Genomic DNA, 22,125 nt, shown 5'->3' with positions numbered 1-22,125 from the left:
TTTTATTGGTATTTGGTTAAGTAATCCTGCAAGCCGCCTTTCATGCCGGCACCAACAGCTTCAAATTTCCAGTTGTTGTCTTTTTTGTAGATGCGACCAAACTCAACCGCTGTTTCTATAGAGAAATCCTCTTCCAGCTCGTATTTTAAAATATCGGCACCTGTCTCGGCATCAAATATCCTGATGAAAGAATTACGCACCTGGCCAAAGTTTTGTTTGCGGGCCTCGGCCTCGTGGATGGTTACCACAATGCAGATCTCGGATACTTTAGCGTCCGCTTTTGACAGATCAACCTTTACCTGCTCATCATCGCCATCGCCGGCACCGGTAAGGTTATCGCCAGTATGTTCAACCGAGCCATCCGGCGATTTAAGGTTGTTGTAGAATACAAAATATTCATCGGCCACCAATCTTTTGTTATCACCTAAAATAAAAACAGAGGCATCTAAATCAAACGCGCTGCCTGTTGATGAACTATTGGTATCCCAGCCCAGCCCGATGGTGAATTTTGGGGCATGTATTGCCTCGCGCTGGCCTTTTTGCAAATTAATTGCCATGTTTAATTAAATTTTTGTTGTTTATAAATAGGTTTTCGGTAATAAAGTTAAGGTTTTTGGCATAAGCGTCAATAGTATGATAGCCATTGCCCAAAGCCATATCGTAAAGCAAGTTTACAAAATCCATAGTTTGGTTTTGTATAAAAATGCCGAAACAATCGGAATTATAATTCAGGATATATTTTACTATCCGGGTATTGATACAAAAGTTGCCGCTTTGAATAATAGGCTCCAGGTCAAATATCGTTTTTACCTGGTGATAGTTCAAAAAGTTCTCGATGTTGGGGTGGATGTTTTGGTTCACCAGTTCGGCAAAGTAAAGCATATAAATATCGTTGCTTAAACCATAGGCCTTAACCATTTTCATGATCATGCGCTCGTGACTGCCGGTGATTTTAATATCATCCAAAAATATCAACGTTTTATCGGTCAAAAAATCTTTATCAATATGAAACGAATCGTTGCCTATCAAATTCATTCTTTGCTCGGCGTTCAACTCTCCATAATCCTCTTTGTAAGTTATGGTGCGGTGTACCTTGGTTTCCTGCACTACGGGGAAGCCATGCTGCGCCAGCCAACGGTTAAGCTCATACACAAACCAGGTTTTCATGGCAAATGTAGCCGTAGGAATAAACGAGTACGGGCTTGATATTACCACAATTTGCTGTGATACAGGTTTGCCGGTTAACTGGTTTTTTATAAATCCATCGGCCAGGGCGGTGCCAAATTTACGGGATACGGCGTCGTCCCCAAATTTGAAACGGCTGTAGCTGTCTGGGCAAAAGCCAAATTGGGTAGGGTTATCAATATGATGTAATGACCAGGTAGCGTTCATTAACTTATTAAGCTTAAAATGGATTGGTTGTTTGAGTTGATGAGCAAACTTTTAATGCCTGCGGTGTTGGCGCCTTCTATATCAGCCTTAGGGTTATCGCCTATATGAATGATTTTATTTAAATTGATAGTTTCACCCGTATTAATCCGTTTTATGTGCTGCATCATCAAAAAAAACAAAGACGGGTTTGGTTTTGACATCCCCACTTCGTCAGAATACAGCTGAAAATCAAAGTATTCATTCATCTTTAATTCAACCAGTACTTTTCTTAATGTTGCCCCTTTAATAAAGCCGGTATTACTTAACAAACTAAAGGTACTACCGCCTTTTTCTTTTAGATGCTGCAACGTTGGAATTGTTACAGATGAGTAAACAACCGGTAAATAGTAAAACAGCAGCTTATCCATATCCTGGTACAATTTGGCTGTATCAATATCAGCAAGGCTTAATTGGTTGTCATTAATCAGGCTGATGACCATGAGGTACATCTCATCGGCATCAATATTTTTCCCGGTACTTTCGTTTACGGCATTACACATCAGATCTACCTGCCTGAATGCTTTTGCAACCTCATCTATACTTTTACCCGTAGGGTTAAAATCGCGATGAAAGATCTTGGTACGCTCAATCTTGAAATAAGGGTTTGATTTGATCAGTGTAAGCCAAAGATCGAAAGAATAGTGTTGGTACATTAGGGTCGGCTAGGTGTCGGTTCGGGGTTCGGGTTACGAGGTTCGGGTCAGTTTTATATTGATAATACTATGATCTTAAATAAACAAAACCCGAACCTCGCACCCCGTTCCGCGCAACGACTAATACTGTTTAAGTAATTCTAAAAAATTATCGGTGGTATGCGGTTCGCCAATGGCGCGGAATTTCCAGGAGCCATCCTTGCGGTAAGCTTCGGCAAACTTCATGGAACACATGCCGTTAAAAGTTGAATCTCCGGATAAGCTGAATTTGGCTATCTCTTTACCACTATTATCTACCGCCCGGATAAAGGCATTCTCTACCATGCCAAAATGCTGATTGTTTTTTTGCCCCTGGTATATGGCTACGATGAATAATATGCGGTCGAATTTTGGGTCGAGCGAATCCAGCTTTACAATGATCTGCTCATCGTCGCCATCACCGGCGCCCGTACGGTTATCGCCGGTAAGCCAGATGTGGTTTGATGGATGCCTCATCGAGTTGAAGTAGATTACATCACCTTCATATAAACTCACTTTATTGCCATTAGGTTTTTGCCAGGTGCGGCCCCTATCGGCTACCTTGCCGTTTTTATCCAGCAGGAACGCTATAGCATCCAAATCGTACTCCACCTCTTCGGCCCCGCCGCCAAACAGCTTGCCTAAAAAGCCTCCGCCCCCATGGCTTTGTCTTACATCCCAGCCCAAACCAATGGTTACCGAAGACAGATCGAAGCTTTCGCCTTTATCATTTTTACGAAGATCAATAGTTTGACCTTTTACCAGATTTATTGCCATTGTATTACTTATTTAATGATCTGCCCTTTAAAATACTTGCTTAAAAAGAAGGCAAGGTCCTCTTTATAGCCCACACCCGATGCCTCGAATTTCCAGGCGCCGCTACGGCGGTATAGCCTGCCAAATTCAACAGCGGTTTCGATAGAGAAATCTTCGCCCAATTCATATTTACAAACTTCGGCGCCGGTTTGTTCATCAATAATGCGGATGTACGAATCGCGCACCTGGCCAAAGTTTTGCCTGCGGGCCTGCGCCTCGTGGATGGTTACCACAAATAATATTTCCTGTATCTTGGAATCTACCTTAGTAAGATCGATATTAATGGATTCGTCATCGCCGCCATCACTGTTACCGCCAGACGGATCATCGCCGGTATGGTGAACAGCTGTATCGGGAGAATCTACATTGTTATAAAAAACGAAAAACTCGTCCTGGGGCACAAACCGGTTGGCATCTATCATGATTGCCGATACATCCAAATCGAAATCATAACCTGTGCCTTCGTTTGGGTTCCAGCCCAAACCAACTGTCATTTTTGACAGCCCGATATCTATTTTTTGCCCTTTTTGAAGATTAATAGCCATGGTATAAATGTTTATATAAAAGACTTGCAAACCCTTATAATGTTACGGAAATGCAGGTGTAATTTGCTTTAATTGTGGTCCGAAATATTAAACTAAGATATATGTTTTTTGATTGCGATAAATGAAATAAAAATGAAGGGAATTTGATGTAAAAACACAATTGCTGTAAAGGGGTTTAAGCTAATCTGTTGTACTTATCTATACCAACCACCATCAGCACAGTGCCTCTTGTAGAAATAGCATCCTTTGCCTCGCAGAGCGATGCTAATAAGTTAAAGCGATAAGACCTCAGAGAGGTCTAAGCTTTGTAGAAAAAATCAAACCGGATATTTTCCACTCCAGAGGTGCGGCCCACGATGTAGCGTACCTCTGGCACGCTAAAATTTGATGATTTATTTGTGCTACAAAGCTTTTGCTCCCCTGGAGCAGGCAAAAGCCTTAATTTAATGGTATTACTCGTAGGGCTACTAAAAAATGGGAATGAGCACCTGCAACGTATACAACATTTTTATTATTCACTGGTATTCAACAACTTTGCATAAACCTGCAAACAATCATGGCAAAAATACCACCTAAATCAAATACCGAACTGGTAACCGAATACATCCAAAAACTGGATGGCCCAGTAGCCGAAATAGTGGAAACTATAAGGCAGATAGTATTAAGCACCAACCCTGAAATTGGCGAAGAAATAAAATGGAACGCCCCGAGTTTTTTGTATACGGGCGATATGAAACCCTTTAACCCAAAGGAATATAAAAGATATATCATTGTGATGAACCTGCACAAACGCATCCTCCTGGTATTTCCAAGCGGAGCAAAGGTTAATGATACCAGCGGATTATTAACCGGCGATTATGCCGATGGCCGCAGGTTGGTGTACATACAGGATATGAATGATCTGAGAAGTAAAGAAGCCGGCGTCAGAAAAGTGATTTTGGATTGGCTGGCCTTGGTAGAGAAGTAGAGGAATTAAGGTTAGGGCTGAATTATTTCTTCAGCTTCTTTTCTCTTTTCTTAGGCGATGTCATTTTGGTAATGGTTTTGCCTTTAACAATATCTTTGGGGGATTTAACTTTTGCTAACGAGTTTTCCCAGGCCTGCTCAACAAGGCCTGAAATATAATCCCACGGAAAATCATCCAGGTTATTAACTGGCACATACCTGTACTGGTTGCCCTTGCCCAATAAAAGCTTCTGCGGGTCGGCAATATCGGCTCCCCAATAAAAGCCAAAATGGATGCCTTCATTAATACGATATACTGCTATTGAGCAAAAGGTTTGCCCCAGTTTTTCTGTAGGCGACCAGCCAAACGCCAGCGCATTATAATTATCATAAATGAGTTCGTTGGCTTGCGGATATAAATCCCATACCCATTCGCGCAGCCATAATACTTTCTCCCTTACCTCCGGCGAAAATTCATACAGGAATCTAAGCAGATCAGATATTTCTTCCTTTGGCATGATCGGTGTGGTTTGGCACTTTAAATATATCGAGATAAAATGTAAAGAGCAAGGAATTAAGCGGGGGAAAGAGGTTGCTTAGTGAAATAAAAAAGATGAAAATCCATGCAATGTATTCAAATTCGGTCTTACTTTGCATTGATGAAATACCTGCCTTACGAACATTTTTATATAGATACACAGTTAAAGCCGAATGAAGTTCAAAAGATCATGGAAAAAGAGATTTCACCAAGGAGCAATAGATTTCTGGATTTTGGCCGATCAACCAAGGGGACTTATTTTAAGGGGTATGTAATGAATGACGAATTTCAATTTGAACCTGATATTTCAGGCCGTAATTCTTTCAATCCTCAAATTAAAGGTTCAATATCTGCTTACGAAAACGGAAGCAGAGTAATTGTGAAAATGACTATACATCCCGGCGTATGGGTCTTTATAGGTTTTGCGTTTTTTTTTCTTACCATTACCGGCTTATCAATATTGGTAAGCGAAATGAAGAAAGGGCAAATTGGGTTTCCGGTTTTCGCACCTTTATTGATGCTTGCATTTGTTTATCTACTTACAACACTCTGCTATAAATCAGAAAGCATCCCGGCAAAAGATAAACTGACTGGCTTACTGAAGGGAGAAATAACCTATTTAAAATAAATTAAATATTTTTTTTTCTTGTTTAATAAATATTTATGTATCATTGCATCATGAAAAATACAATATGTATACCCAGCCGATTCCCGCAACTGATTTATCAGAGGAGGTAGCTACGTATTCATAAAAAAGATATAAAGTAACCAGGTCCCCTTAGATAAATCTAAGGGGATTTTTTGTTTTCAGGGTAGTATATCAATTGGTCAGATTACCACATTTGGGATGTGGAGGCTCCCGGTTCGAGCCCGGGTTACCCTACTTGGAAATATAGCTCAATGGTCAGAGCAGCACCCTTATACGGTGTCGGTTAAAGGTTCAATCCCTTTTATTTCCACTATAATAAATTGATTTATAACAATTAAGCATATGATGAATGTATTTATTTTAACAGGATAGCTTAGGCTGTCAAAAAATGGGTCGGTTGCCCGAGTGGTCCAAGGGAGTCCTCTGCAAAAGGAATGTTCGCAAGTTCGAATCTTGTACCGACCTCTTTATGTTTTTTGCTGTTTAAATGGCGGCAGGCCTGAACTTGGTTCAGACAATCATGACTCAGGTACGTGGTGGAAAACCCATGCGATATCATTTATTATAATATCGAAATAAATGATATTTTTTGTTTTCATGTATATTAAAGGCGTATATTCCAATAAAACTCCGGAAATAATCAGCATAACGACTTTTAATATTATGCTTTGATTTTCTGCCTGTGGTTTAAGCCCCATTGCACCAATGTTTCTGTAACAGGTAAAACACTCAGTCCATATTCCGTAATGGCATAATTTACGGTGATTGGCCTGGTATCCATCACTGTTCTGGAAATAAGCAGGTTCATCTCCAGATCCTGCAATTCTTTAGACAGCATTTTGGCCGAAATTCCCTCAATTTCGCGTTGAAGCTTTTTAAATGTATTTTTCTCGGCATGGCGGTTATTCAAGTGCCGCATAATTCTCAGCTTCCATTTTCCACCTAATATTTCAAGGCTGTCTTTTATAGCAGCTAATTCCTGGTCGCAGCTGGCTTCCTGTATAATTCCGTTGATGTTGATTGTGTCCATAGTAATTGATAGTTAACTAAAGGTAACTAGTAACCTTTAGTTAACCCATAACAAAAATAAACTATTAGCCTTTAATTTTGATTGCACGTTAATTAAATAACAAAATGAAAAAACTCAATTATTATGTGCTCGATGTATTTACAGATACAAAATATAAAGGCAATCAACTTTCAGTAGTTTATACCGATGATGAACTTGAACTAAGCCAGTACCATGCTATATCAAGGGAGTTTGGCTATTCAGAAACTTCTTTTGTGAACTATTCAACAACAGAAAACGTGCTAAAGGTACGCTCATTTACACCTGCGGAGTTTGAAGTAATTGGCGCGGGGCATAACCTGTTAGGCGCCGTATGCCTGGCTTTAATAAAAGGCTGGGATATTTTTAAACACCAGGATGGGGAGCCGTCGGTAATTATTAAGGACACGAGGATCCCACTCCGGGTTACCGAAATTGACGGCCTTCCATACGTTGCCATGAAACAGCAACCGGCTAAAGTGATCAGCACCATACCTGCCGACCGGATTGCTCAAGCTATTGGATTATCCCCTGGCGACTTAAATTTAAATGGCTGGGAAATTAACATAGTTGAAACAGAGGTTGCACACCTGATGGTACCGGTAAAAAATCTCGCGGCATTACAAAAAGCAGTGCCCGATAAATCACTTTTAAAACAGCTTTCTAAAAAATATGACTTCGAGGGTTTCTACCTGTTTACCACCAATCAGCCGGATGCGCCGTATATTGCAGAAGCGAGGTTTTTTAATCCAGGTATGGGGATTGACGAGGACCCGGCAACAGGTACGGCAGCGGGGCCTTTGGCCGGTTACCTGGAAAAACTTGGCCATATTAAACAAAACCAGGACTACCAGATTTTGCAGGGCACAGCAGTTCAACACCCATCATCAATTCATGTTAAAGTTGCCGGCGATGGCGTTTGGGTAAGTGGGTCTTCTGTTATCGTTATGGAAGGAACACTGTACCTGTAAAGAGTACTTAGGCGACTAATAAGTATTTATAGCTTTTCATAAAAATCCACCGGTGCATCTGCGGCACTTCCTATGGCTCCACCAAGGCTAAATTTATTCCCGTTAAGTCCTATATATTTAGCCTCGCCACTATTATCATTATCAAAAATGATGCGGTTAAGCTCGGTGCCATTTACGTTTTCTTTAAACAGTTTGAAGGTACCGCTTTTTTGCAATTGATGTTTAACCGAATACTTGTAAGTACCTCCGATGAAGCTGTAAATGGTTCCATTGCCGGGTTTATAGGCATTGGTATCAGTTGGGGGCACGCAATAACATGTGGTTCCGCGGTATTCCCAGTTGCCTGTAATGTTAAGGTTATCGGCCTTATTAATTTTATTTTCTTTATGGCAGCTTATCATAACAACAGCCGCCAGTACTACAAGTAGTAATTTTCTCATTGATACTCAGGTTTGTTAATGACATTACGGCTACGGTAATGAAAATGCTACAGTAAATTTTGCTAAGTAGCTAATAAATCTGTATCATCGTAACAATAACCTATTGCAATTTATAATGAAATATACTAAACCTTTCACAAGGATATCCATCTTTTTGTTTACTGTTTTTACTTTACAAAGCTGCGCGCCACCCGGCCCGGGAATTTATAAAAATGACAAAATAAGTTCCGGAGATCAAACTCGTTTTCACGACTTAAATAAAAAGTTATTTGCCGCACTAAAAACTAATGATGAAGTACAGCTGGAGTTCATCATGTCGCAGGATTTTATTGCCGCTCCCTACCGGAAACGACAGGTAGAGCTGGCAAGCAACCGCTTTAAAGAAGGCGAGTATTCCCTGCTTGATGAATATTACATCGTAAACCACTACATACATGGCGATACCATTAACGCCAATTTAAAGGGTAGTAACAATTATAAATTGTATTGCCCCGGCGGCGTTAAAGAAATGTACATAGCCTGTTTTGTGCCTAAAAATATTGCCAATCAGTACATGATCACGGCAATTTATTGCAAGTTTGATTATGGGTGGAAACTTAACCAGCTTGATCAAAGCGCCTACGCCAAAAATGGCCAAAACGCACCGCAGCTTTATGCCGCTGCCAAAGCAAGCTATGCTAAAGGCTACCTGGTAAATGCGCTTAATACTGCTGCATCGGCCATTAATTGTACCCGTCCAAGCACCATATGGAAATATGATGCTGAAACCGAAATGAGCGGCTTCTACAGCACGGTTTTAAATGAAGTATCAGGTAAATACCATATTCCTATGGCGATAAAGGGCGCTCCCACCCACCTGGAGATCATAAGAATATTTAACCAAGCTACCCCCGAGGGCGATTTCCCGATGATATATTACCTTACCAATATCAAGCTAAAGGACACCACGGCCCTTAAAAAGGAAAACGAAGGAATAAGGAAAGTGATTGGCAATACCATTCCAGGATTGGACAAGGAGAACAAATATGTGATGTATTCTGCCTTTAATGAATGGCCCACAGGCATCAAAACGGTTGAGCATTTTGATATGAAACAAAAGCTGAGATAAAGCTTAAAGCAGAAGGCATAAAGCTGAAAGCCCGGCCCGGATATGGATGAGTAATTAGCGGGACGATAATTTACGTCCCGCCAACTATTCGCTATCCTCGTTCTTGATTCCTTTGAGCAGGGCATAAATGGCCATGGCATGTCCGTGTCCCAGTTCAAAATCTTCTTTAAGCCATTTTACAATATCACCTGCTTTTACAGCTGCTTTTAATTCGCCATTTTGGGTGATGCCTTTTTCTTCGGCAAGTGCCCTGAAATCTGCCGGGCCTTTGCCCGTTTTTGCTTTTATCGTATTTAAATATCCCAGGAATGACATAATGGGTATTATAGGTTTATCAGCCTAAATATATAAAATTGTAAAGAAAGGTCAATAAAATTACGTCTCCCCCCTTAATTGGATGGCATATAGCTGCTTATCCCTTAAAGTTGTATAGAATACTAAGCTATATAACTTATTTTGAGTACAAAATTCACCTCTCCGCGACAGGTTATACTACACTTCAAAGTAAAAAATGTAATTGGTATTTAAATTGTAATTGATTAATCGAATCAGTTCTTAACAATCATTTACTAACACTTTAAAATATCTACCATGAGATCAATTTTGTATATCGTTGCCGTTATCCTCATTATAGGATGGGCAGTAGGCGCATTTGTTTATTCAGTAGGTGGCTTAATCCACGTACTATTGGTTATTGCTATTATTGCATTGATTCTGGGCTTTTTACGCACGGATACAGCTATATAAACCTGCTAACCAACCAGTAATAAAATCATCAGCGAGGCTGAAACAACCCCGGTTTGCCAAGGTATGCCGGGGTTTTAAATTTTAATCAAGGCCTTCTTTATATGCGTCGATGGCATTTTTGGCTGCGTACCTGCCGGCTTCAACCATTTCCTCGGCCTTATAAAAATCATAGGTACTACAATACTCATGCGATATATTGACCAGGATATTGGGCGAATATTTTTCAAGGGCAAGCTTCGTGGTATGATAGGTCATTAAATTTAAGGTTTTATTGATCACGTTAAAATAGCCCAGCTTTTCTTCGTGATTGGGTGGCTTCACCGTATAAAGCTGACGATAAAAATCTTTGATTTTTTGGCGGTAAAGGGAATGTTTTACTTCCATCACATTTTGGCATACCACCGGCTTATCAACAGGAATCATCGCGTTTACATTTACGGCCACTAATATATCTCCCGGTTGCCTTTTTACATGTTCAATAGGCAGGTTGTTGATAATACCCCCATCAACCAATAAACCATCAGCATACTTTACCGGCGTAAAAACAGTAGGAATGGCAATTGATGCCCTGATAGCATCATAAATGCTCCCCTCCGTAAAAACCACTTCTTTTTTATTAATGATATCGGCCGCTACGGCTGCATACGGTATGTTAAGATCTTCAATATTGGCATCATTGATAAACGCTTTTATGGTATTAAAAAGCTTATCCCCCTTAACCATCCCCTGTGCACTAAAACTAAAATCAATAAGACCGAACACTTTTAGTTTATCAAGTGTGTAAAGCCAGCTTTTATAGGCTTCCATTTGCCCTAAAGCATATACACCGCCAACAACAGCCCCCATTGATGTACCAGCAACCGAAATTATATTAAATCCCTGTCGCTCCAATTCTTCAATTACACCAATATGAGCTATGCCCCTGGCCCCGCCACCCGATAATACTAAGGATATATTTTGTTTCATTTAACAAATAATTGGTTGCATTGACAGCCTTGCTTAAACTATTAATGCGTATAGTAAATGTAACAAATAACAGCAAAATTGTTTGGAAACTTACCTTACCAGTAATTGTATAGTAACTGTGCAATTATTGTATAACTCCGTTTTGAAGTATCTTTTGCCTATGGTTTATAACGGCAAATGCGTTTATGAAATGCAGCCACAGTAAAAAGCGCATCACAACGATAACCACCCAAAATAAGAAACTAACTAAGAAAGAGGAAGGAACACAGACTATGAGCAGCAAATACCATAGCTAAACTGTGGAGATATTATATGATATAAAAACCGCATGCCTGATGCACACGGTTCTTATATCCTGATTTTATTTATTTATACCGAAAACGAAGTTCCGCAACCACAGGTACTGGCAGCGTTAGGATTATTAAAGGTAAACCCACGCGCGTTTAAGCCATCCTGGAAATTAATCTGCATCCCCATCAGGTACATGCCATGTGCTTTATGCATAAAAACCTTTATACCATCAATGATAAATTCCTGGTCTCCATCCTTTTTCTGATCGAAACCTAAAATGTAGTTCATGCCAGAGCAGCCACCACCTTCAACACCAACACGCAGGCCAAAGTCTTCACCTATCTCTTGCTGATCCTTCAATTTAAAAAGTTCTTTAACGGCTCCCTCTGTAAAGGATACCGGTGCAATTTCAACAGCAGTGCTCATCTTATTTTTATTTAACTATACAAATATAAGGTAAAATGTGGATTTTTACATCCACGGGTATTTTATGACCTCAGCTTAACATTTTAAAAAAACATGCTAACACCTCTTTATTTACTTGATATTTTAAAATTCACCATTGCCGGGGCCGGTGTAGTATGGATAGCTTTTTACCTGTTTAAACCTTACCTGGATAAACAAAGCCAGTTACAAATATTGGAGCTCAAACGCAGTGTTAGTACACAAACATTGCCTCTACGCTTGCAGGCGTATGAGCGGGTTGTATTATTTATTGAGCGTATTAACCCTGCTAATATGCTTATCCGCCTCAACGTTGGCGGCTTATCAGCAGCCGAATTGCACATCATCGTGGTAAACGAAATCCGTAACGAATTTCAGCATAATGTTACGCAGCAAATATACGTGAGCAGCAGGGTTTGGGCTGTGCTCAAACGCGTTAAAGAAGACACCCTGAGCCTGGTAAACAACGCGGTAAAGGCCATGCCCGAAAATTCAACCGGCATGGAACTAAGCAAAACCGTGCTCATTCATTTAAGTCAGCTGGAAGATGATCCGTACGAGATAGCCGTCAACCTGGTTAGGCAGGATCTGGAAGAATTATTTTAAACGCAATGGCTAAAAAATTCAGCACCACATCTGGTATCGAAATTAAGGAAGTATACACCGGGCCATCGCAAATGGATGAACTCCCCGGCGAGTTCCCTTTTACACGCGGTATCCAGAAAGACATGTACCGGGGCAAAGCCTGGACCATGCGCCAGTACGCCGGATTTTCAACAGCCGAAGAATCAAACAAACGTTACCATTATTTATTAACTCAGGGCACAACCGGCTTATCTGTGGCCTTTGATCTTCCCACACAAATTGGATACGACAGCGACCATGAACTATCAGAGGGCGAAGTTGGCAAAGTAGGCGTAGCCATTGATTCGTTAGAAGATATCGAGATTCTGTTTGATGGCATCCAATTAAAGGATATTACCACCAGCATGACCATTAACGCCACCGCGCCTATATTGCTGGCCATGTATATTGCTCTCGCCAAAAAGCAAGGGGCCGATCTGCACCAGATCTCGGGAACAGTACAAAACGATATACTAAAGGAGTATGCCGCGCGCGGTACATATATATACCCGCCTACCCCATCCATGCGGCTCATTACCGATGTGTTTGAATATTGCAGTAAAGAGGTGCCCAAATGGAACACCATATCCATATCGGGATACCATATCCGCGAGGCCGGCTCAACGGCCGTGCAGGAGCTGGCCTTTACATTAGCCAATGGTAAAGCATATTTAAAAGCAGCACTGGATAAGGGGTTGGATATAAATGTATTTGCCAAACGCCTCTCTTTCTTTTTCAATTGCCATAATAATTTTTTTGAGGAGATAGCCAAGTTCAGGGCTGCAAGGCGAATGTGGGCGCATATAACCAAGGAGTTGGGCGCGACTGATGCCGGAGCGCAAAAGCTCCGTTTCCATACCCAAACCGGTGGCTCAACCTTAACCGCCCAGCAGCCCCTAAATAATATTATACGTGTAAGTAACCAGGCGCTGGCAGCCGTATTGGGCGGCACACAATCACTACATACCAATGGTTATGACGAAGCATTGTCATTACCTACCGAAGCTGCTGCAAAAATAGCCCTGCGCACCCAGCAGATCATCGCTTTTGAAAGCGGCGTTACCGATACCGTGGATCCGCTGGCTGGTTCTTATTTTATAGAATCGCTCACCAACGAGGTTGAAGCCGCCGCACAATTGTATATAGATAAGATAGACGCCATGGGCGGCGCAGTGAAAGCTATTGAACAAGACTATATACAGCAGGAAATAGCTGCATCTGCCTACCAGTACCAGATCGATATCGAAAACGGCGAGAAAGTTTTGGTTGGCGTAAACAAATTCGTCCAGCAAGAAGATGCTCCCCGCAACGTGTTCAGGGTTGATGACTCCATCCGTAAAATGCAGATGGAAAAAATCACAAAACTTAAAAACAAAAGAAACAACAACGCTGTTAAAGATAATCTGCAACTATTGAAGATGGCTGCTTCGGGCACCGAAAATTTGATGCCCTTTATAGTATCTTCGGTTGAAAACTACGCTACCTTAGGAGAGATCGCAGATACACTACGCAGCGTTTTTGGAGAATATTGATATCGTGCCGTGGCTTTTGAAATTGTGCAGATAGCTTGCCACATTTAATAAATATCAGATTTTAATTGTATTCGGCACTGGTCCAGCGCTTTAGTTTTTAGTTTAGTACAAACGGCTAATATGGCTCAACAATTGCCTCAATTTTGGCGTATAACAACGTCAAAAAAAAGCCGCTTTTTTACCGTTTTTTGCTCTGAAAGAAAAAAAAAAATTAATTAAAAATTTATACAATTGCGTTTCTCAATACAAAATAAAGCCTTATATACAAATTTTATATTTAAAAACAACTTTTGTTGATAACTTGAGAAATGTTAAAAAAGTGAAAATTTAATTTTTTTATAAGCTTTTTTTGGCAATATTCGATGTTCCGTAGCAGTCCCAAAAGATGTTGGCTGAGGGGTTGGAAATCAAATAATTACTTATATATACATGGAAAAAACTTGTACTAACGTTTGGAATAGCTGTCTTCAGATCATAAAGGACAACATACCGGCACAGAGCTTCAAAACCTGGTTTGAGCCGATAAAAGCCTTAAGGATGGAGGGGAGTGTTTTAACCATACAAGTACCAAGTTTGTTTTTTTACGAATGGCTTGAGGAGCACTACGTAGGCTTGCTGCGCAAAACAATAAAAAAACAATTAGGGGACGAAGGACGTTTGGAGTATAATATTGTTGTTGAGCAATCATCATCAAGTAAACCCTATACAACTAATATGCCCTCGAACGGAAATGGCGCCGAGTCAAAGTATCAGTCAATGCCGATACCTATTTCAATCAATAAGGATATCAAAAACCCTTTTGTGATTCCCGGCTTGAAAAAATTAAATGTAGATCCGCAACTGAACAGGAACTACACCTTCGAAAACTTTGTTGAAGGTGACTGTAACCGTTTGGCCCGCTCTGCAGGTTACGCTGTAGCCGCAAAACCGGGTGGCACTTCATTTAACCCTTTAATGATCTATGGTGGTGTAGGTTTAGGTAAAACTCACCTTGCCCAGGCCATCGGTAACGAGATCAAACGTTCGCTACCCGATAAATTGGTACTTTATGTATCATGCGAGAAATTTACTCAACAATTTGTTGACGCGCTGAAACATAACAACATTAACGATTTTGTAAATTTTTACCAGGCCATTGATGTACTCATCATGGATGATGTGCACAACTTTGCCGGTAAAGAAAAAACACAGGATTTCTTCTTCCACATATTTAACCACCTGCACCAAAGCGGCAAACAGCTGATCATTACATCAGACAAAGCCCCTAAAGACCTGGCCGGTTTAGAAGAAAGACTATTATCAAGATTTAAATGGGGCCTATCCGCCGATTTACAGATCCCTGATCTGGAAACCCGTATGGCTATCCTCAAGAACAAAATCTACCAGGATGGTATTGAACTATCAAACGATGTTATTGAATATGTAGCCCATAACATTGATAACAATGTACGTGAGCTGGAAGGTGCTATGGTATCATTATTGGCACAATCAACCCTTAACCGTAAGGAGATAGACCTGAACCTTGCTAAACAAATGTTGAAAAACTTTGTGAAGAACTCATCAAAAGAAATTTCGATGGAGTACATACAAAGCCTGGTTTGCGAATACTTTGAAGTGCCTATTGAAATGGTGAAATCACAAACCCGCAAACGCGAAATTGTGCAGGCCCGCCAAATTTCAATGTACCTTGCAAAAGCCCATACCAAAAGTTCATTAAAATCAATAGGCCATTTCTTTGGCGGCCGCGACCACTCTACCGTGATCTATGCCTGCCAAACTGTTGAAGACCTTATCGACACCGACAAGAAATTTAAAGGTTACGTTGCTGATATTCAGAAAAAACTAAAAATGTCATAAACTAACCTGCTAACCATATTACTACAAGCCTTGCATAAACTATGCAGGGCTTTTTTGTGCAGAAAGAATTTCCTATACAAAAGGCAATCCCCACCATCAACCTCCGCAATGCCGGTTTGCCCTGTTATTTTGCCGTATTGAACATAAAAGCGCTTTGCTATCCGCTGTATTCATGCTTCCTTTGTATAAAAGTATTTCACAATGAGGAAGTTAGTAAACCAAACCAGCAAGCGAAATTATTTCATACTGGTTATTGTTTTAATTATCGCTTTTTCCGGGATCCAATTTATTCATCCCGAAATTAAAAACTCACCGGCAACCGGCGACTTTGAAGCTCCTGCCGACGTTAAAGCCATTATTATACGCGCTTGTTACGATTGCCACTCCAACCAAACAAACCTGCGATGGTATGATAAAGTAGCCCCCATTTACTGGCAGGTGGCGCAGCATGTTAAGGATGGCCGGGCGGGTCTTAATTTTTCTACATGGAAAAACCTTGCCCCTGCCGATCAGAAAGCGAAACTATGGGAGGCTGTTAACCAGATCTCGGCAGGCGCAATGCCGGTTAAAGATTATGTGCTGGTACATTCATCGGCAAAGGTGTCGGCCAATGATCTTGTCGTGCTAAAAAAGTACATGGCCGATATGGTTGTGAATAAACCCGCGGATACCGCAAAAATAAATGCTTTGGATAAACAATACCAGCACTGGCAAAAAGGAAAAGTTGCTGCGGGTAAACTGCCCACCGCGCTTAACAGCGTTACCTACATTCCCGATTACAAAAACTGGCAACCTATAAGTACAACCGAGCGTTTTGATAATGGTACCATGCGGGTGATATTTGGTAATGATGTGGCTACTAAGGCTATTAAGGAGAATCATATTAATCCCTGGCCAAACGGAACCATATTTGCCAAAGTAGCTTGGGACCAGCTTGCCGATAAAGATGGAGAGGTACACACCGGCGCTTTTAAGCAGATAGAATACATGATTAAAGACGATCAAAAATACAAAACAACTAAAGGCTGGGGTTTCGCCCGCTTTAAAACCCCTAAACTGGTGCCTTATGGTACCGATGTAATGTTTGCCCGCGAATGTGTAAGCTGCCATAAACCTTTGGCCGATGAGGATTTTGTATTTACCCAACCCCTTAAACACCAATAATCATGAAAAGATCAATATATATGCTCTTAGCCGGAATAGCCATTTTGTCATCCGCCTGCGGTCACAAAACTAACAGTGCCGATCTGATCAACAAAAAAGCCTCGCTTCCCCCATCATTTCAATTTGAAGCTTTAGGCTTAAAAGTGATGTCGTCGTCAATCAATAAAAAACGGGGTACCATGTCAACCCTGTATGCCAATGAGCTTGGTTTAAAAAATGCAATAGCCGGCTTAAAAAACCATCCGGCGGGCGAAGTATTTGCATTAGTTACCTGGAAACAACAGGACGATGACCATTGGTTTGGCGCTAAAATTCCCGGCGACCTGAGTAGTGTGGAACTTGTAAAAACTACGGCTATAGTCAACCATACCGTCATCAGCTACAAAAAAATTGAAGGCAAAGATTTGGTTGCAAACCCGGATACACTTCATCAGCAAGATAGAATTAAATATATCTTTGAGCAGCAACCATCTGTAATGCCATGATTTTTACCGGGTACGTTAAAACTAATAACAAAAAAGTATTCAGGGTATCGGCCCGCATCATCTGGTTCAGCTCGCTGTTCATGGGGATCTTGGCATCGGTACCCAAAATACTTCAGCTACATATCCGGGGAATTGAGCTGGTTGTAGATGCATCCATCGCTTTTTTATTTTCGCTGTTTGTTTGGTATTTTAACATTTACAGTCTGCCCAAATTTTCTAATCAGCAAATTACTACGCGTTTTTTTAACCGGCGGCTAAGCAGTAGTTTGTTTTTAGGCATTATGCTGATGCTGATACTTGTTGCTGTTCACCAGGCGCTATTTCCTTATTACCATTTTCAATCCATGACGTTGATGTATGAGTTTAGGGGGGTATTGATCAACTTAACCATCTACATGTTTCTGTATTTGCTATACCAAAGTTATAGCGCGCAGTTAATGGGCTTTGAAATGGATCGGATTAAAACAGACAACCTTGGGGCGCAGTATGAATTGCTAAAACAACAGGTAAATCCCCATTTCTTGTTTAATAGTCTTACAACACTGAAGTCAATGGTGGATATTGGAGATGAGCATGTAGCCGATTTTATAGTTAAACTGGCTGATTTTTATCGCTTTTCATTAGAAAGCAGAAAAATGGATATCATTCCATTATCCGAAGAATTAGACATACTAAATGCCTACCTGTATTTACTAAAGGCCCGTTTTGAAGATGGCATCCAAATTACTTTTAAAATTAGCAACCAACATCTGTCATCATACATACCACCATTTACGTTACAGTTACTGGTTGAAAATTGCATTAAACATAATGTAGTTTCGTTGGAGCAGCCTTTAAACATTGCCTTGTATTCTGAAGGAGAAATGCTGGTGATAACAAATCAATTGCAACTCAAAAAAACACCGGAATCATCTACCGGGGTAGGGTTAGAAAATATTAACCAGCGTTACCTGCACCTTTTGCATAAAAAAGTAGATGTAGTTGCCGATGGTACATCCTTTAAGGTTTATTTACCTGTAATATATGACTATACTCATCATTGAAGACGAGGTTAAAACCGCGAAAGCACTTGCCCGGCTTATTGTTGCGGTACAACCGGGCGCGCAAATAATAGCCTCGATACAAAGTGTGGCCACAGCCATCAGCTTCCTTAATACCAATGCCAGGCCCGATCTGATCTTTATGGATATCCAGCTGGCAGATGGTTTATGCTTTGAGATATTTAAAGAAGTGAAAATTGAATCGCCTGTAATATTTTGTACCGCTTATGATGATTATGCCATAGACGCCTTTAAAGCAAATGGTATAGACTATATACTTAAACCATTTTTAAAGGAAAACATTTTGCAGGCTTTTGATAAGGTAAGTAAGTTACAGAGCTTTTTCCAGGGCCCTAAGAATGATCTGCCTGGAATTGAAGCCTTACTCAACCGGCTTGATAATAAACAGGATAAAAAGAGTTTCCTGGTATTTAAGAACAACAAGTATGTAACTATTGCAACAGAGAATATCGCTTTTTTTTATATCCGGAACGAAACACCTACCATCACCACATTTGACCTCCAGGAGTACCCCATATCACAATCTTTAGATGAAGTACACAAACTTTTATCAGCCAGTCAGTTTTTCAGGTTAAGCAGGCAATACCTCATCAACTTCAACGCGGTAAAAGAAGTAGAACATTATTTTGCACGTAAATTATTAATCAGGCTGGTTATCCCCAGTCCGGATCAGTTACTAATAGGAAAAGATAAAGCAACAGCGTTTTTAGATTGGCTGGAAAACCGGTAAAACCCAAGCCGCCATAATGCCCAACCGCCCAACAGCACTTTCATAGCGAATCATTTACCGATTCAATTGCCCCATTAATCGACACTTAGCTGTGCATATGCAATTGTTGAAACATCTTTAAGCTTCAAGAGCTGCTTACCTGCGCATGTTGGTTAAGCAGCGGCGCGCTTTGGTGCGTTAATCCACCATAATTAATGATGCTTATAAATGTTGGTTGCCTTAAAGCCCGAAAAACCCCTTGTCTTTGTTGCATGCTTTTTATTTACGCTATTTTTAGGTAACAGCGCCCGGGCGCAAAGCCTGGGCGATCCGGTTGTTAAAATCACTTTTGGATCAGGCACAGCCTCCCGTGGCGGTGCGTTATCTGCCGACTCGGGCACCACCACTTATGTTTACAGCGGCAGCGGCCAGATTGGCGAAAATTATTATACCATCACCAATCAAAGTACCACCACGGTTCACGGAGGTTTTGTTACCAGTTATGACCATGATTACGAAACCACCGGCAATACCAACGGCTATATGATGGTGGTAAACGGCAACCTGACTGCCGGTACCGTATACACCCGAACCGTGCCGGGTTTGTGTGGTAATACACAATACCAGTTTGGCGTGTGGATTAAGAATGTATTGGCATCGGGCGGCATATTACCCAATATGATTTTCCATATCTACGCCGCCGATGGCGTAACAGAGCTGGGCAGCGGGGTACCAACCGGCGATGTGCCTTCTGGCAACGTATGGCATAATTATACTGCCAACTTTACCTTGCCCGCAGGCACAGGCGATGTGATTATTAAATTGGTTAGCAATGCCAGCGGCACACAGGGTAATGATTTCGCGGTGGATGATATTACCTTTAGCCCGTATGGATCAACAGTTTCGGCTGTTTTTACCGCGTCGGCCAATGGTACAGTTACCACATGCGCAGGTTCGGCACAAAGCTATACTATTAAAGCCACCAGCACCCTGGCCAGTGGATATGTACAAAAACTACAAATGTATGCCAACGGCAGCTGGACAGACCTGGGCACCGCCGGTACAGCAACCACCTACACCATAAGCTCACCCACTACGGCTGGCACCTATAAGTACCGGCTGGTTTCGGCAACAACTGGCAACATTACTTCGGCCAACTGTGTTGTTGCGTCCAACAACCTTACTTTAGTAGTAACGCCATCACCTGTAGCCGGTTTTACCGTACCGAACGCTACCTGCCTGGGCACCGCCACCGTATTTACAGATGCTTCTGTTACCAACGGATCAACCATAACCTCATGGGCCTGGAATTTTGGCGACGGGCAAACCTCGGCGCTGCAAAACCCAAGCCATACATACACCCAAACCGGCACCTATACAGCTTCACTCACCGTGGCGGGCAATACCGGCTGCACAGCGTCTATAGCAACTAAAACCATAACTATCAGCGCCTTGCCGGTTGCAGCCTTCGGCTTTTCCACACCGGATTGTTTAACCAAAGCGGTTACTGTTACAGATCAATCCACAACCACCACCGGAACCATAACCAGCCGACTTTGGGTCTATGGCGATGGAACTACTGAAACCAAAACCAGCAGCACGGCATTTGAGCACCTATACAACACTGCCGGCACCTATAGTGTAAAGCTTACCATAACCAACTCCGGCGGATGCACGGCCACCACTACAAAAAGCATTACCATAAGTCCCCTGCCTGTTGCGGCATTCACTATGCCCGATGTTTGCCTGGCCGATGCCTCTGCAACTTTTACAGATAACAGCACCATTGCAGATAATAACACCAGCGGCTTTACCTATCTATGGAATTTTGGCGATGCCAATGCTACAACAGCTAACCCCAATACATCTACATTAAAAAACCCACCGCATAAATACACACAGGCAGCAGTGTACCCGGTTACGCTTACGGTAACATCGGCAAGCGGCTGTACCTCCGCCCTAACCCAAAACTTTACCGTAAACGGATCAATTCCCGTAGCCTCATTTACCGTAGCCAACACCTCAACACTTTGCAGCGATCAACAGGTTACATTTACCAATACATCAACAGTAGATTTTGGCAGCATTACCAAAGTGGAATGGTATTATGACTATGGTAATAGCCCTACCACCGTAGTTACAGACCAAAGCCCGGCCTATGGTAAAATTTACTACCATACCTACACTGCCTTCCATACCCCGGCCACACAAAATTACCAGGTGCGTATGATAGCTTATTCGGGCGGCAGTTGCGTATCTGTTATGGATAAAACCATTACTTTGCTTGCTGTGCCCGAGTTAACTTTCACCGCGCCATCGGCCGTGTGCATCAATGGCGGTACCGTGCAGCTGGCAGCGCAGGAAATTGCAGGGGTAGCCGGCACAGGTGTTTACACAGGCACCGGCGTAAGCAATACCGGATTGTTTGATCCGGCCACAGCCGGGGCAGGTACCTTTACCATCAATTACGTTTATAGTGCGACAAATGGCTGCCCTGTTACGGTAAGCCAACCCATTACGGTTAATCCCATACCGGTTATTACCGCTGGACCAGACATTACTGTACTCGCCGGCGGAAGTGCAAGTCTGCCCGCAACAGCTAAGGGCGACGGCCTTACTTATTCCTGGAATCCGACTACTTACCTGAACGATGCAACCGTATTAAACCCAACGGTTACCCCACTGCAGGATATTACATATACCATAACGGTAAGCAACAGCGCCGGATGCACGGTAAGCGGGCAGGTAAACGTTTCGGTATTGCAGGGGCCGGTAGTGCCAAACGCGTTTTCGCCCAATGGCGATGGCGTTAACGATCAATGGAATATTAAATACCTTGATACCTACACCAATTGCACGGTTGAAGTTTATAACCGTTATGGGGCCAAATTATTTGCATCAACAGGGTATACCGTTCCCTGGGATGGCACCTACAACGGCACGCAGGTACCCGGCGGCGTGTATTATTACATCATCAACCCCAAACACGGGCGAAGCACCCTATCTGGCTCATTAACCATCATCAGGTAAAATGGCAAGGTGTAATTTCTCCGCCCGAAATTATACTACCTCTAACGCGCATC

General features: G+C 41.9%; 24 protein-coding genes and 3 tRNA genes. 16 read left to right on the top strand and 11 right to left on the bottom strand.

From position 1 onward, the window contains the following. Positions 1–2: 2 nt before the first annotated feature. The 5 genes from Q0R88_RS11055 to Q0R88_RS11035 all read right to left on the bottom strand — a co-directional run bounded on the left by Q0R88_RS11055 (position 3) and on the right by Q0R88_RS11035 (position 3,463). A complete protein-coding gene (locus tag Q0R88_RS11055) occupies positions 3–557 on the bottom strand; it encodes a TerD family protein (protein WP_295716031.1) in 555 nt (184 codons plus the stop codon). After that, a complete protein-coding gene (locus Q0R88_RS11050; RefSeq protein WP_295716029.1) occupies positions 547–1,392 on the bottom strand; it encodes a phosphoribosyltransferase family protein in 846 nt (281 codons plus the stop codon). Before Q0R88_RS11050 ends, Q0R88_RS11055 begins: the two co-directional genes overlap by 11 nt. Next, positions 1,392–2,084 (bottom strand): HAD family hydrolase, encoded by a 693-nt coding sequence (locus Q0R88_RS11045; protein WP_295716027.1) that lies wholly within the window; start codon positions 2,082–2,084, stop codon positions 1,392–1,394. Before Q0R88_RS11045 ends, Q0R88_RS11050 begins: the two co-directional genes overlap by 1 nt. A 120-nt stretch (positions 2,085–2,204) precedes the next feature. Then, positions 2,205–2,879 (bottom strand): TerD family protein, encoded by a 675-nt coding sequence (locus Q0R88_RS11040; RefSeq protein ID WP_295716025.1) that lies wholly within the window; start codon positions 2,877–2,879, stop codon positions 2,205–2,207. 8 nt (positions 2,880–2,887) lie between these two features. Further along, positions 2,888–3,463, bottom strand: coding sequence for a TerD family protein (locus Q0R88_RS11035; RefSeq protein WP_295716023.1), 576 nt, complete (start codon positions 3,461–3,463; stop codon positions 2,888–2,890). Between the two features lie 556 nt (positions 3,464–4,019). Between Q0R88_RS11035 and Q0R88_RS11030 the strand changes: the two genes are divergently transcribed. Next, the gene (locus Q0R88_RS11030) at positions 4,020–4,430 is read left to right on the top strand and encodes a DUF1801 domain-containing protein (protein WP_295716020.1); all 411 of its coding nucleotides are present in this window, start codon (positions 4,020–4,022) and stop codon (positions 4,428–4,430) included. A gap of 22 nt (positions 4,431–4,452) precedes the next feature. Here the strand turns inward: Q0R88_RS11030 and Q0R88_RS11025 are convergent, their stop codons facing one another. After that, complete coding sequence (locus tag Q0R88_RS11025; protein ID WP_295716018.1) at positions 4,453–4,926, bottom strand: DUF1801 domain-containing protein; 474 nt, start codon at positions 4,924–4,926, stop codon at positions 4,453–4,455. Positions 4,927–5,067: 141 nt separating this feature from the next. Here Q0R88_RS11025 and Q0R88_RS11020 point away from each other — a divergent pair, with 141 nt between their 5' ends. The 4 genes from Q0R88_RS11020 to Q0R88_RS11005 all read left to right on the top strand — a co-directional run bounded on the left by Q0R88_RS11020 (position 5,068) and on the right by Q0R88_RS11005 (position 6,060). Beyond that, positions 5,068–5,574: a hypothetical protein gene (locus tag Q0R88_RS11020; RefSeq protein ID WP_295716016.1), complete on the top strand. Its 507-nt coding sequence runs from the start codon at positions 5,068–5,070 to the stop codon at positions 5,572–5,574. Positions 5,575–5,755: 181 nt separating this feature from the next. After that, positions 5,756–5,829 (top strand) — tRNA-Pro (locus tag Q0R88_RS11015). A gap of 3 nt (positions 5,830–5,832) precedes the next feature. Continuing rightward, positions 5,833–5,905 (top strand) — tRNA-Ile (locus Q0R88_RS11010). Positions 5,906–5,986: 81 nt separating this feature from the next. Then, a tRNA-Cys gene (locus tag Q0R88_RS11005) sits at positions 5,987–6,060 on the top strand. 196 nt (positions 6,061–6,256) lie between these two features. On the opposite strand, the gene Q0R88_RS11000 is transcribed toward Q0R88_RS11005, so the two are convergent. Next, positions 6,257–6,625: a helix-turn-helix domain-containing protein gene (locus tag Q0R88_RS11000; protein ID WP_295716014.1), complete on the bottom strand. Its 369-nt coding sequence runs from the start codon at positions 6,623–6,625 to the stop codon at positions 6,257–6,259. Positions 6,626–6,729: 104 nt separating this feature from the next. Between Q0R88_RS11000 and Q0R88_RS10995 the strand changes: the two genes are divergently transcribed. After that, the gene (locus tag Q0R88_RS10995) at positions 6,730–7,614 is read left to right on the top strand and encodes a PhzF family phenazine biosynthesis protein (protein WP_295716012.1); all 885 of its coding nucleotides are present in this window, start codon (positions 6,730–6,732) and stop codon (positions 7,612–7,614) included. 26 nt (positions 7,615–7,640) lie between these two features. Here the strand turns inward: Q0R88_RS10995 and Q0R88_RS10990 are convergent, their stop codons facing one another. Next, on the bottom strand, positions 7,641–8,054 hold the full coding sequence (locus tag Q0R88_RS10990; RefSeq protein WP_295716010.1) for a hypothetical protein: 414 nt from the start codon (positions 8,052–8,054) through the stop codon (positions 7,641–7,643). Positions 8,055–8,169: 115 nt separating this feature from the next. Between Q0R88_RS10990 and Q0R88_RS10985 the strand changes: the two genes are divergently transcribed. Further along, entirely contained in the window at positions 8,170–9,162 is a 993-nt protein-coding gene (locus Q0R88_RS10985; protein ID WP_295716008.1) for a hypothetical protein, read from the top strand. A gap of 84 nt (positions 9,163–9,246) precedes the next feature. Here Q0R88_RS10985 and Q0R88_RS10980 read toward each other — a convergent pair whose 3' ends face one another. Next, positions 9,247–9,477, bottom strand: coding sequence for a DUF4287 domain-containing protein (locus tag Q0R88_RS10980; RefSeq protein WP_295716006.1), 231 nt, complete (start codon positions 9,475–9,477; stop codon positions 9,247–9,249). A 276-nt stretch (positions 9,478–9,753) separates the two neighbouring features. On the opposite strand from Q0R88_RS10980, the gene Q0R88_RS10975 reads away from it, so the two are divergent. Continuing rightward, entirely contained in the window at positions 9,754–9,909 is a 156-nt protein-coding gene (locus Q0R88_RS10975; RefSeq protein ID WP_295716004.1) for a lmo0937 family membrane protein, read from the top strand. An 81-nt stretch (positions 9,910–9,990) separates the two neighbouring features. Here Q0R88_RS10975 and Q0R88_RS10970 read toward each other — a convergent pair whose 3' ends face one another. Together Q0R88_RS10970 and Q0R88_RS10965 are read right to left on the bottom strand one after the other, a co-directional pair. Next, entirely contained in the window at positions 9,991–10,875 is an 885-nt protein-coding gene (locus Q0R88_RS10970; protein WP_295716002.1) for a patatin-like phospholipase family protein, read from the bottom strand. A 369-nt stretch (positions 10,876–11,244) separates the two neighbouring features. After that, the gene (locus Q0R88_RS10965; protein ID WP_295715999.1) at positions 11,245–11,592 is read right to left on the bottom strand and encodes an iron-sulfur cluster assembly accessory protein; all 348 of its coding nucleotides are present in this window, start codon (positions 11,590–11,592) and stop codon (positions 11,245–11,247) included. A 93-nt stretch (positions 11,593–11,685) separates the two neighbouring features. On the opposite strand from Q0R88_RS10965, the gene Q0R88_RS10960 reads away from it, so the two are divergent. The 8 genes from Q0R88_RS10960 to Q0R88_RS10925 all read left to right on the top strand — a co-directional run bounded on the left by Q0R88_RS10960 (position 11,686) and on the right by Q0R88_RS10925 (position 22,072). Continuing rightward, a complete protein-coding gene (locus tag Q0R88_RS10960) occupies positions 11,686–12,216 on the top strand; it encodes a hypothetical protein (protein WP_295715998.1) in 531 nt (176 codons plus the stop codon). A 5-nt stretch (positions 12,217–12,221) separates the two neighbouring features. Continuing rightward, positions 12,222–13,766, top strand: coding sequence for a methylmalonyl-CoA mutase family protein (locus Q0R88_RS10955; RefSeq protein ID WP_295715995.1), 1,545 nt, complete (start codon positions 12,222–12,224; stop codon positions 13,764–13,766). Positions 13,767–14,195: 429 nt separating this feature from the next. Beyond that, complete coding sequence (gene dnaA, locus Q0R88_RS10950; RefSeq protein WP_091150538.1) at positions 14,196–15,623, top strand: chromosomal replication initiator protein DnaA; 1,428 nt, start codon at positions 14,196–14,198, stop codon at positions 15,621–15,623. Positions 15,624–15,824: 201 nt separating this feature from the next. Continuing rightward, on the top strand, positions 15,825–16,787 hold the full coding sequence (locus tag Q0R88_RS10945; RefSeq protein ID WP_295715990.1) for a heme-binding domain-containing protein: 963 nt from the start codon (positions 15,825–15,827) through the stop codon (positions 16,785–16,787). 2 nt (positions 16,788–16,789) lie between these two features. After that, positions 16,790–17,272: a hypothetical protein gene (locus Q0R88_RS10940; RefSeq protein ID WP_295715988.1), complete on the top strand. Its 483-nt coding sequence runs from the start codon at positions 16,790–16,792 to the stop codon at positions 17,270–17,272. Beyond that, the gene (locus Q0R88_RS10935; RefSeq protein WP_295715986.1) at positions 17,269–18,315 is read left to right on the top strand and encodes a histidine kinase; all 1,047 of its coding nucleotides are present in this window, start codon (positions 17,269–17,271) and stop codon (positions 18,313–18,315) included. Before Q0R88_RS10940 ends, Q0R88_RS10935 begins: the two co-directional genes overlap by 4 nt. Continuing rightward, on the top strand, positions 18,296–19,063 hold the full coding sequence (locus Q0R88_RS10930) for a LytTR family DNA-binding domain-containing protein (protein WP_295715984.1): 768 nt from the start codon (positions 18,296–18,298) through the stop codon (positions 19,061–19,063). The genes Q0R88_RS10935 and Q0R88_RS10930 overlap by 20 nt, the downstream gene beginning before the upstream one ends. Positions 19,064–19,270: 207 nt before the next feature. Then, on the top strand, positions 19,271–22,072 hold the full coding sequence (locus tag Q0R88_RS10925; protein WP_295715982.1) for a PKD domain-containing protein: 2,802 nt from the start codon (positions 19,271–19,273) through the stop codon (positions 22,070–22,072). Positions 22,073–22,125 lie beyond the last annotated feature (53 nt).

It is taken from the genome of Mucilaginibacter sp., assembly GCF_025362475.1.
Classification (GTDB): Bacteria; Bacteroidota; Bacteroidia; order Sphingobacteriales; family Sphingobacteriaceae; genus Mucilaginibacter.
This window is presented reverse-complemented; position numbering and strand designations above follow the sequence as displayed.

What these genes read in the sequence shown, in the direction of transcription:
- Q0R88_RS10980 (WP_295716006.1), bottom strand. Translation starts at nt 9,477, where the DNA reads ATGTCATTCCTGGGATATTTAAATACGATAAAAGCAAAAACGGGCAAA.
- Q0R88_RS10970 (WP_295716002.1), bottom strand. Translation starts at nt 10,875, where the DNA reads ATGAAACAAAATATATCCTTAGTATTATCGGGTGGCGGGGCCAGGGGC.
- Q0R88_RS10990 (WP_295716010.1), bottom strand. Translation starts at nt 8,054, where the DNA reads ATGAGAAAATTACTACTTGTAGTACTGGCGGCTGTTGTTATGATAAGC.
- Q0R88_RS11045 (WP_295716027.1), bottom strand. Translation starts at nt 2,084, where the DNA reads ATGTACCAACACTATTCTTTCGATCTTTGGCTTACACTGATCAAATCA.
- Q0R88_RS10965 (WP_295715999.1), bottom strand. Translation starts at nt 11,592, where the DNA reads ATGAGCACTGCTGTTGAAATTGCACCGGTATCCTTTACAGAGGGAGCC.
- Q0R88_RS11040 (WP_295716025.1), bottom strand. Translation starts at nt 2,879, where the DNA reads ATGGCAATAAATCTGGTAAAAGGTCAAACTATTGATCTTCGTAAAAAT.
- Q0R88_RS11055 (WP_295716031.1), bottom strand. Translation starts at nt 557, where the DNA reads ATGGCAATTAATTTGCAAAAAGGCCAGCGCGAGGCAATACATGCCCCA.
- Q0R88_RS11025 (WP_295716018.1), bottom strand. Translation starts at nt 4,926, where the DNA reads ATGCCAAAGGAAGAAATATCTGATCTGCTTAGATTCCTGTATGAATTT.
- Q0R88_RS10930 (WP_295715984.1), top strand. Translation starts at nt 18,296, where the DNA reads ATGACTATACTCATCATTGAAGACGAGGTTAAAACCGCGAAAGCACTT.
- Q0R88_RS10975 (WP_295716004.1), top strand. Translation starts at nt 9,754, where the DNA reads ATGAGATCAATTTTGTATATCGTTGCCGTTATCCTCATTATAGGATGG.
- Q0R88_RS11050 (WP_295716029.1), bottom strand. Translation starts at nt 1,392, where the DNA reads ATGAACGCTACCTGGTCATTACATCATATTGATAACCCTACCCAATTT.
- Q0R88_RS10955 (WP_295715995.1), top strand. Translation starts at nt 12,222, where the DNA reads ATGGCTAAAAAATTCAGCACCACATCTGGTATCGAAATTAAGGAAGTA.
- Q0R88_RS11020 (WP_295716016.1), top strand. Translation starts at nt 5,068, where the DNA reads ATGAAATACCTGCCTTACGAACATTTTTATATAGATACACAGTTAAAG.
- Q0R88_RS11035 (WP_295716023.1), bottom strand. Translation starts at nt 3,463, where the DNA reads ATGGCTATTAATCTTCAAAAAGGGCAAAAAATAGATATCGGGCTGTCA.
- Q0R88_RS11000 (WP_295716014.1), bottom strand. Translation starts at nt 6,625, where the DNA reads ATGGACACAATCAACATCAACGGAATTATACAGGAAGCCAGCTGCGAC.
- Q0R88_RS10935 (WP_295715986.1), top strand. Translation starts at nt 17,269, where the DNA reads ATGATTTTTACCGGGTACGTTAAAACTAATAACAAAAAAGTATTCAGG.
- Q0R88_RS10995 (WP_295716012.1), top strand. Translation starts at nt 6,730, where the DNA reads ATGAAAAAACTCAATTATTATGTGCTCGATGTATTTACAGATACAAAA.
- Q0R88_RS10940 (WP_295715988.1), top strand. Translation starts at nt 16,790, where the DNA reads ATGAAAAGATCAATATATATGCTCTTAGCCGGAATAGCCATTTTGTCA.
- Q0R88_RS10985 (WP_295716008.1), top strand. Translation starts at nt 8,170, where the DNA reads ATGAAATATACTAAACCTTTCACAAGGATATCCATCTTTTTGTTTACT.
- dnaA (WP_091150538.1), top strand. Translation starts at nt 14,196, where the DNA reads ATGGAAAAAACTTGTACTAACGTTTGGAATAGCTGTCTTCAGATCATA.
- Q0R88_RS10945 (WP_295715990.1), top strand. Translation starts at nt 15,825, where the DNA reads ATGAGGAAGTTAGTAAACCAAACCAGCAAGCGAAATTATTTCATACTG.
- Q0R88_RS10960 (WP_295715998.1), top strand. Translation starts at nt 11,686, where the DNA reads ATGCTAACACCTCTTTATTTACTTGATATTTTAAAATTCACCATTGCC.
- Q0R88_RS10925 (WP_295715982.1), top strand. Translation starts at nt 19,271, where the DNA reads ATGTTGGTTGCCTTAAAGCCCGAAAAACCCCTTGTCTTTGTTGCATGC.
- Q0R88_RS11030 (WP_295716020.1), top strand. Translation starts at nt 4,020, where the DNA reads ATGGCAAAAATACCACCTAAATCAAATACCGAACTGGTAACCGAATAC.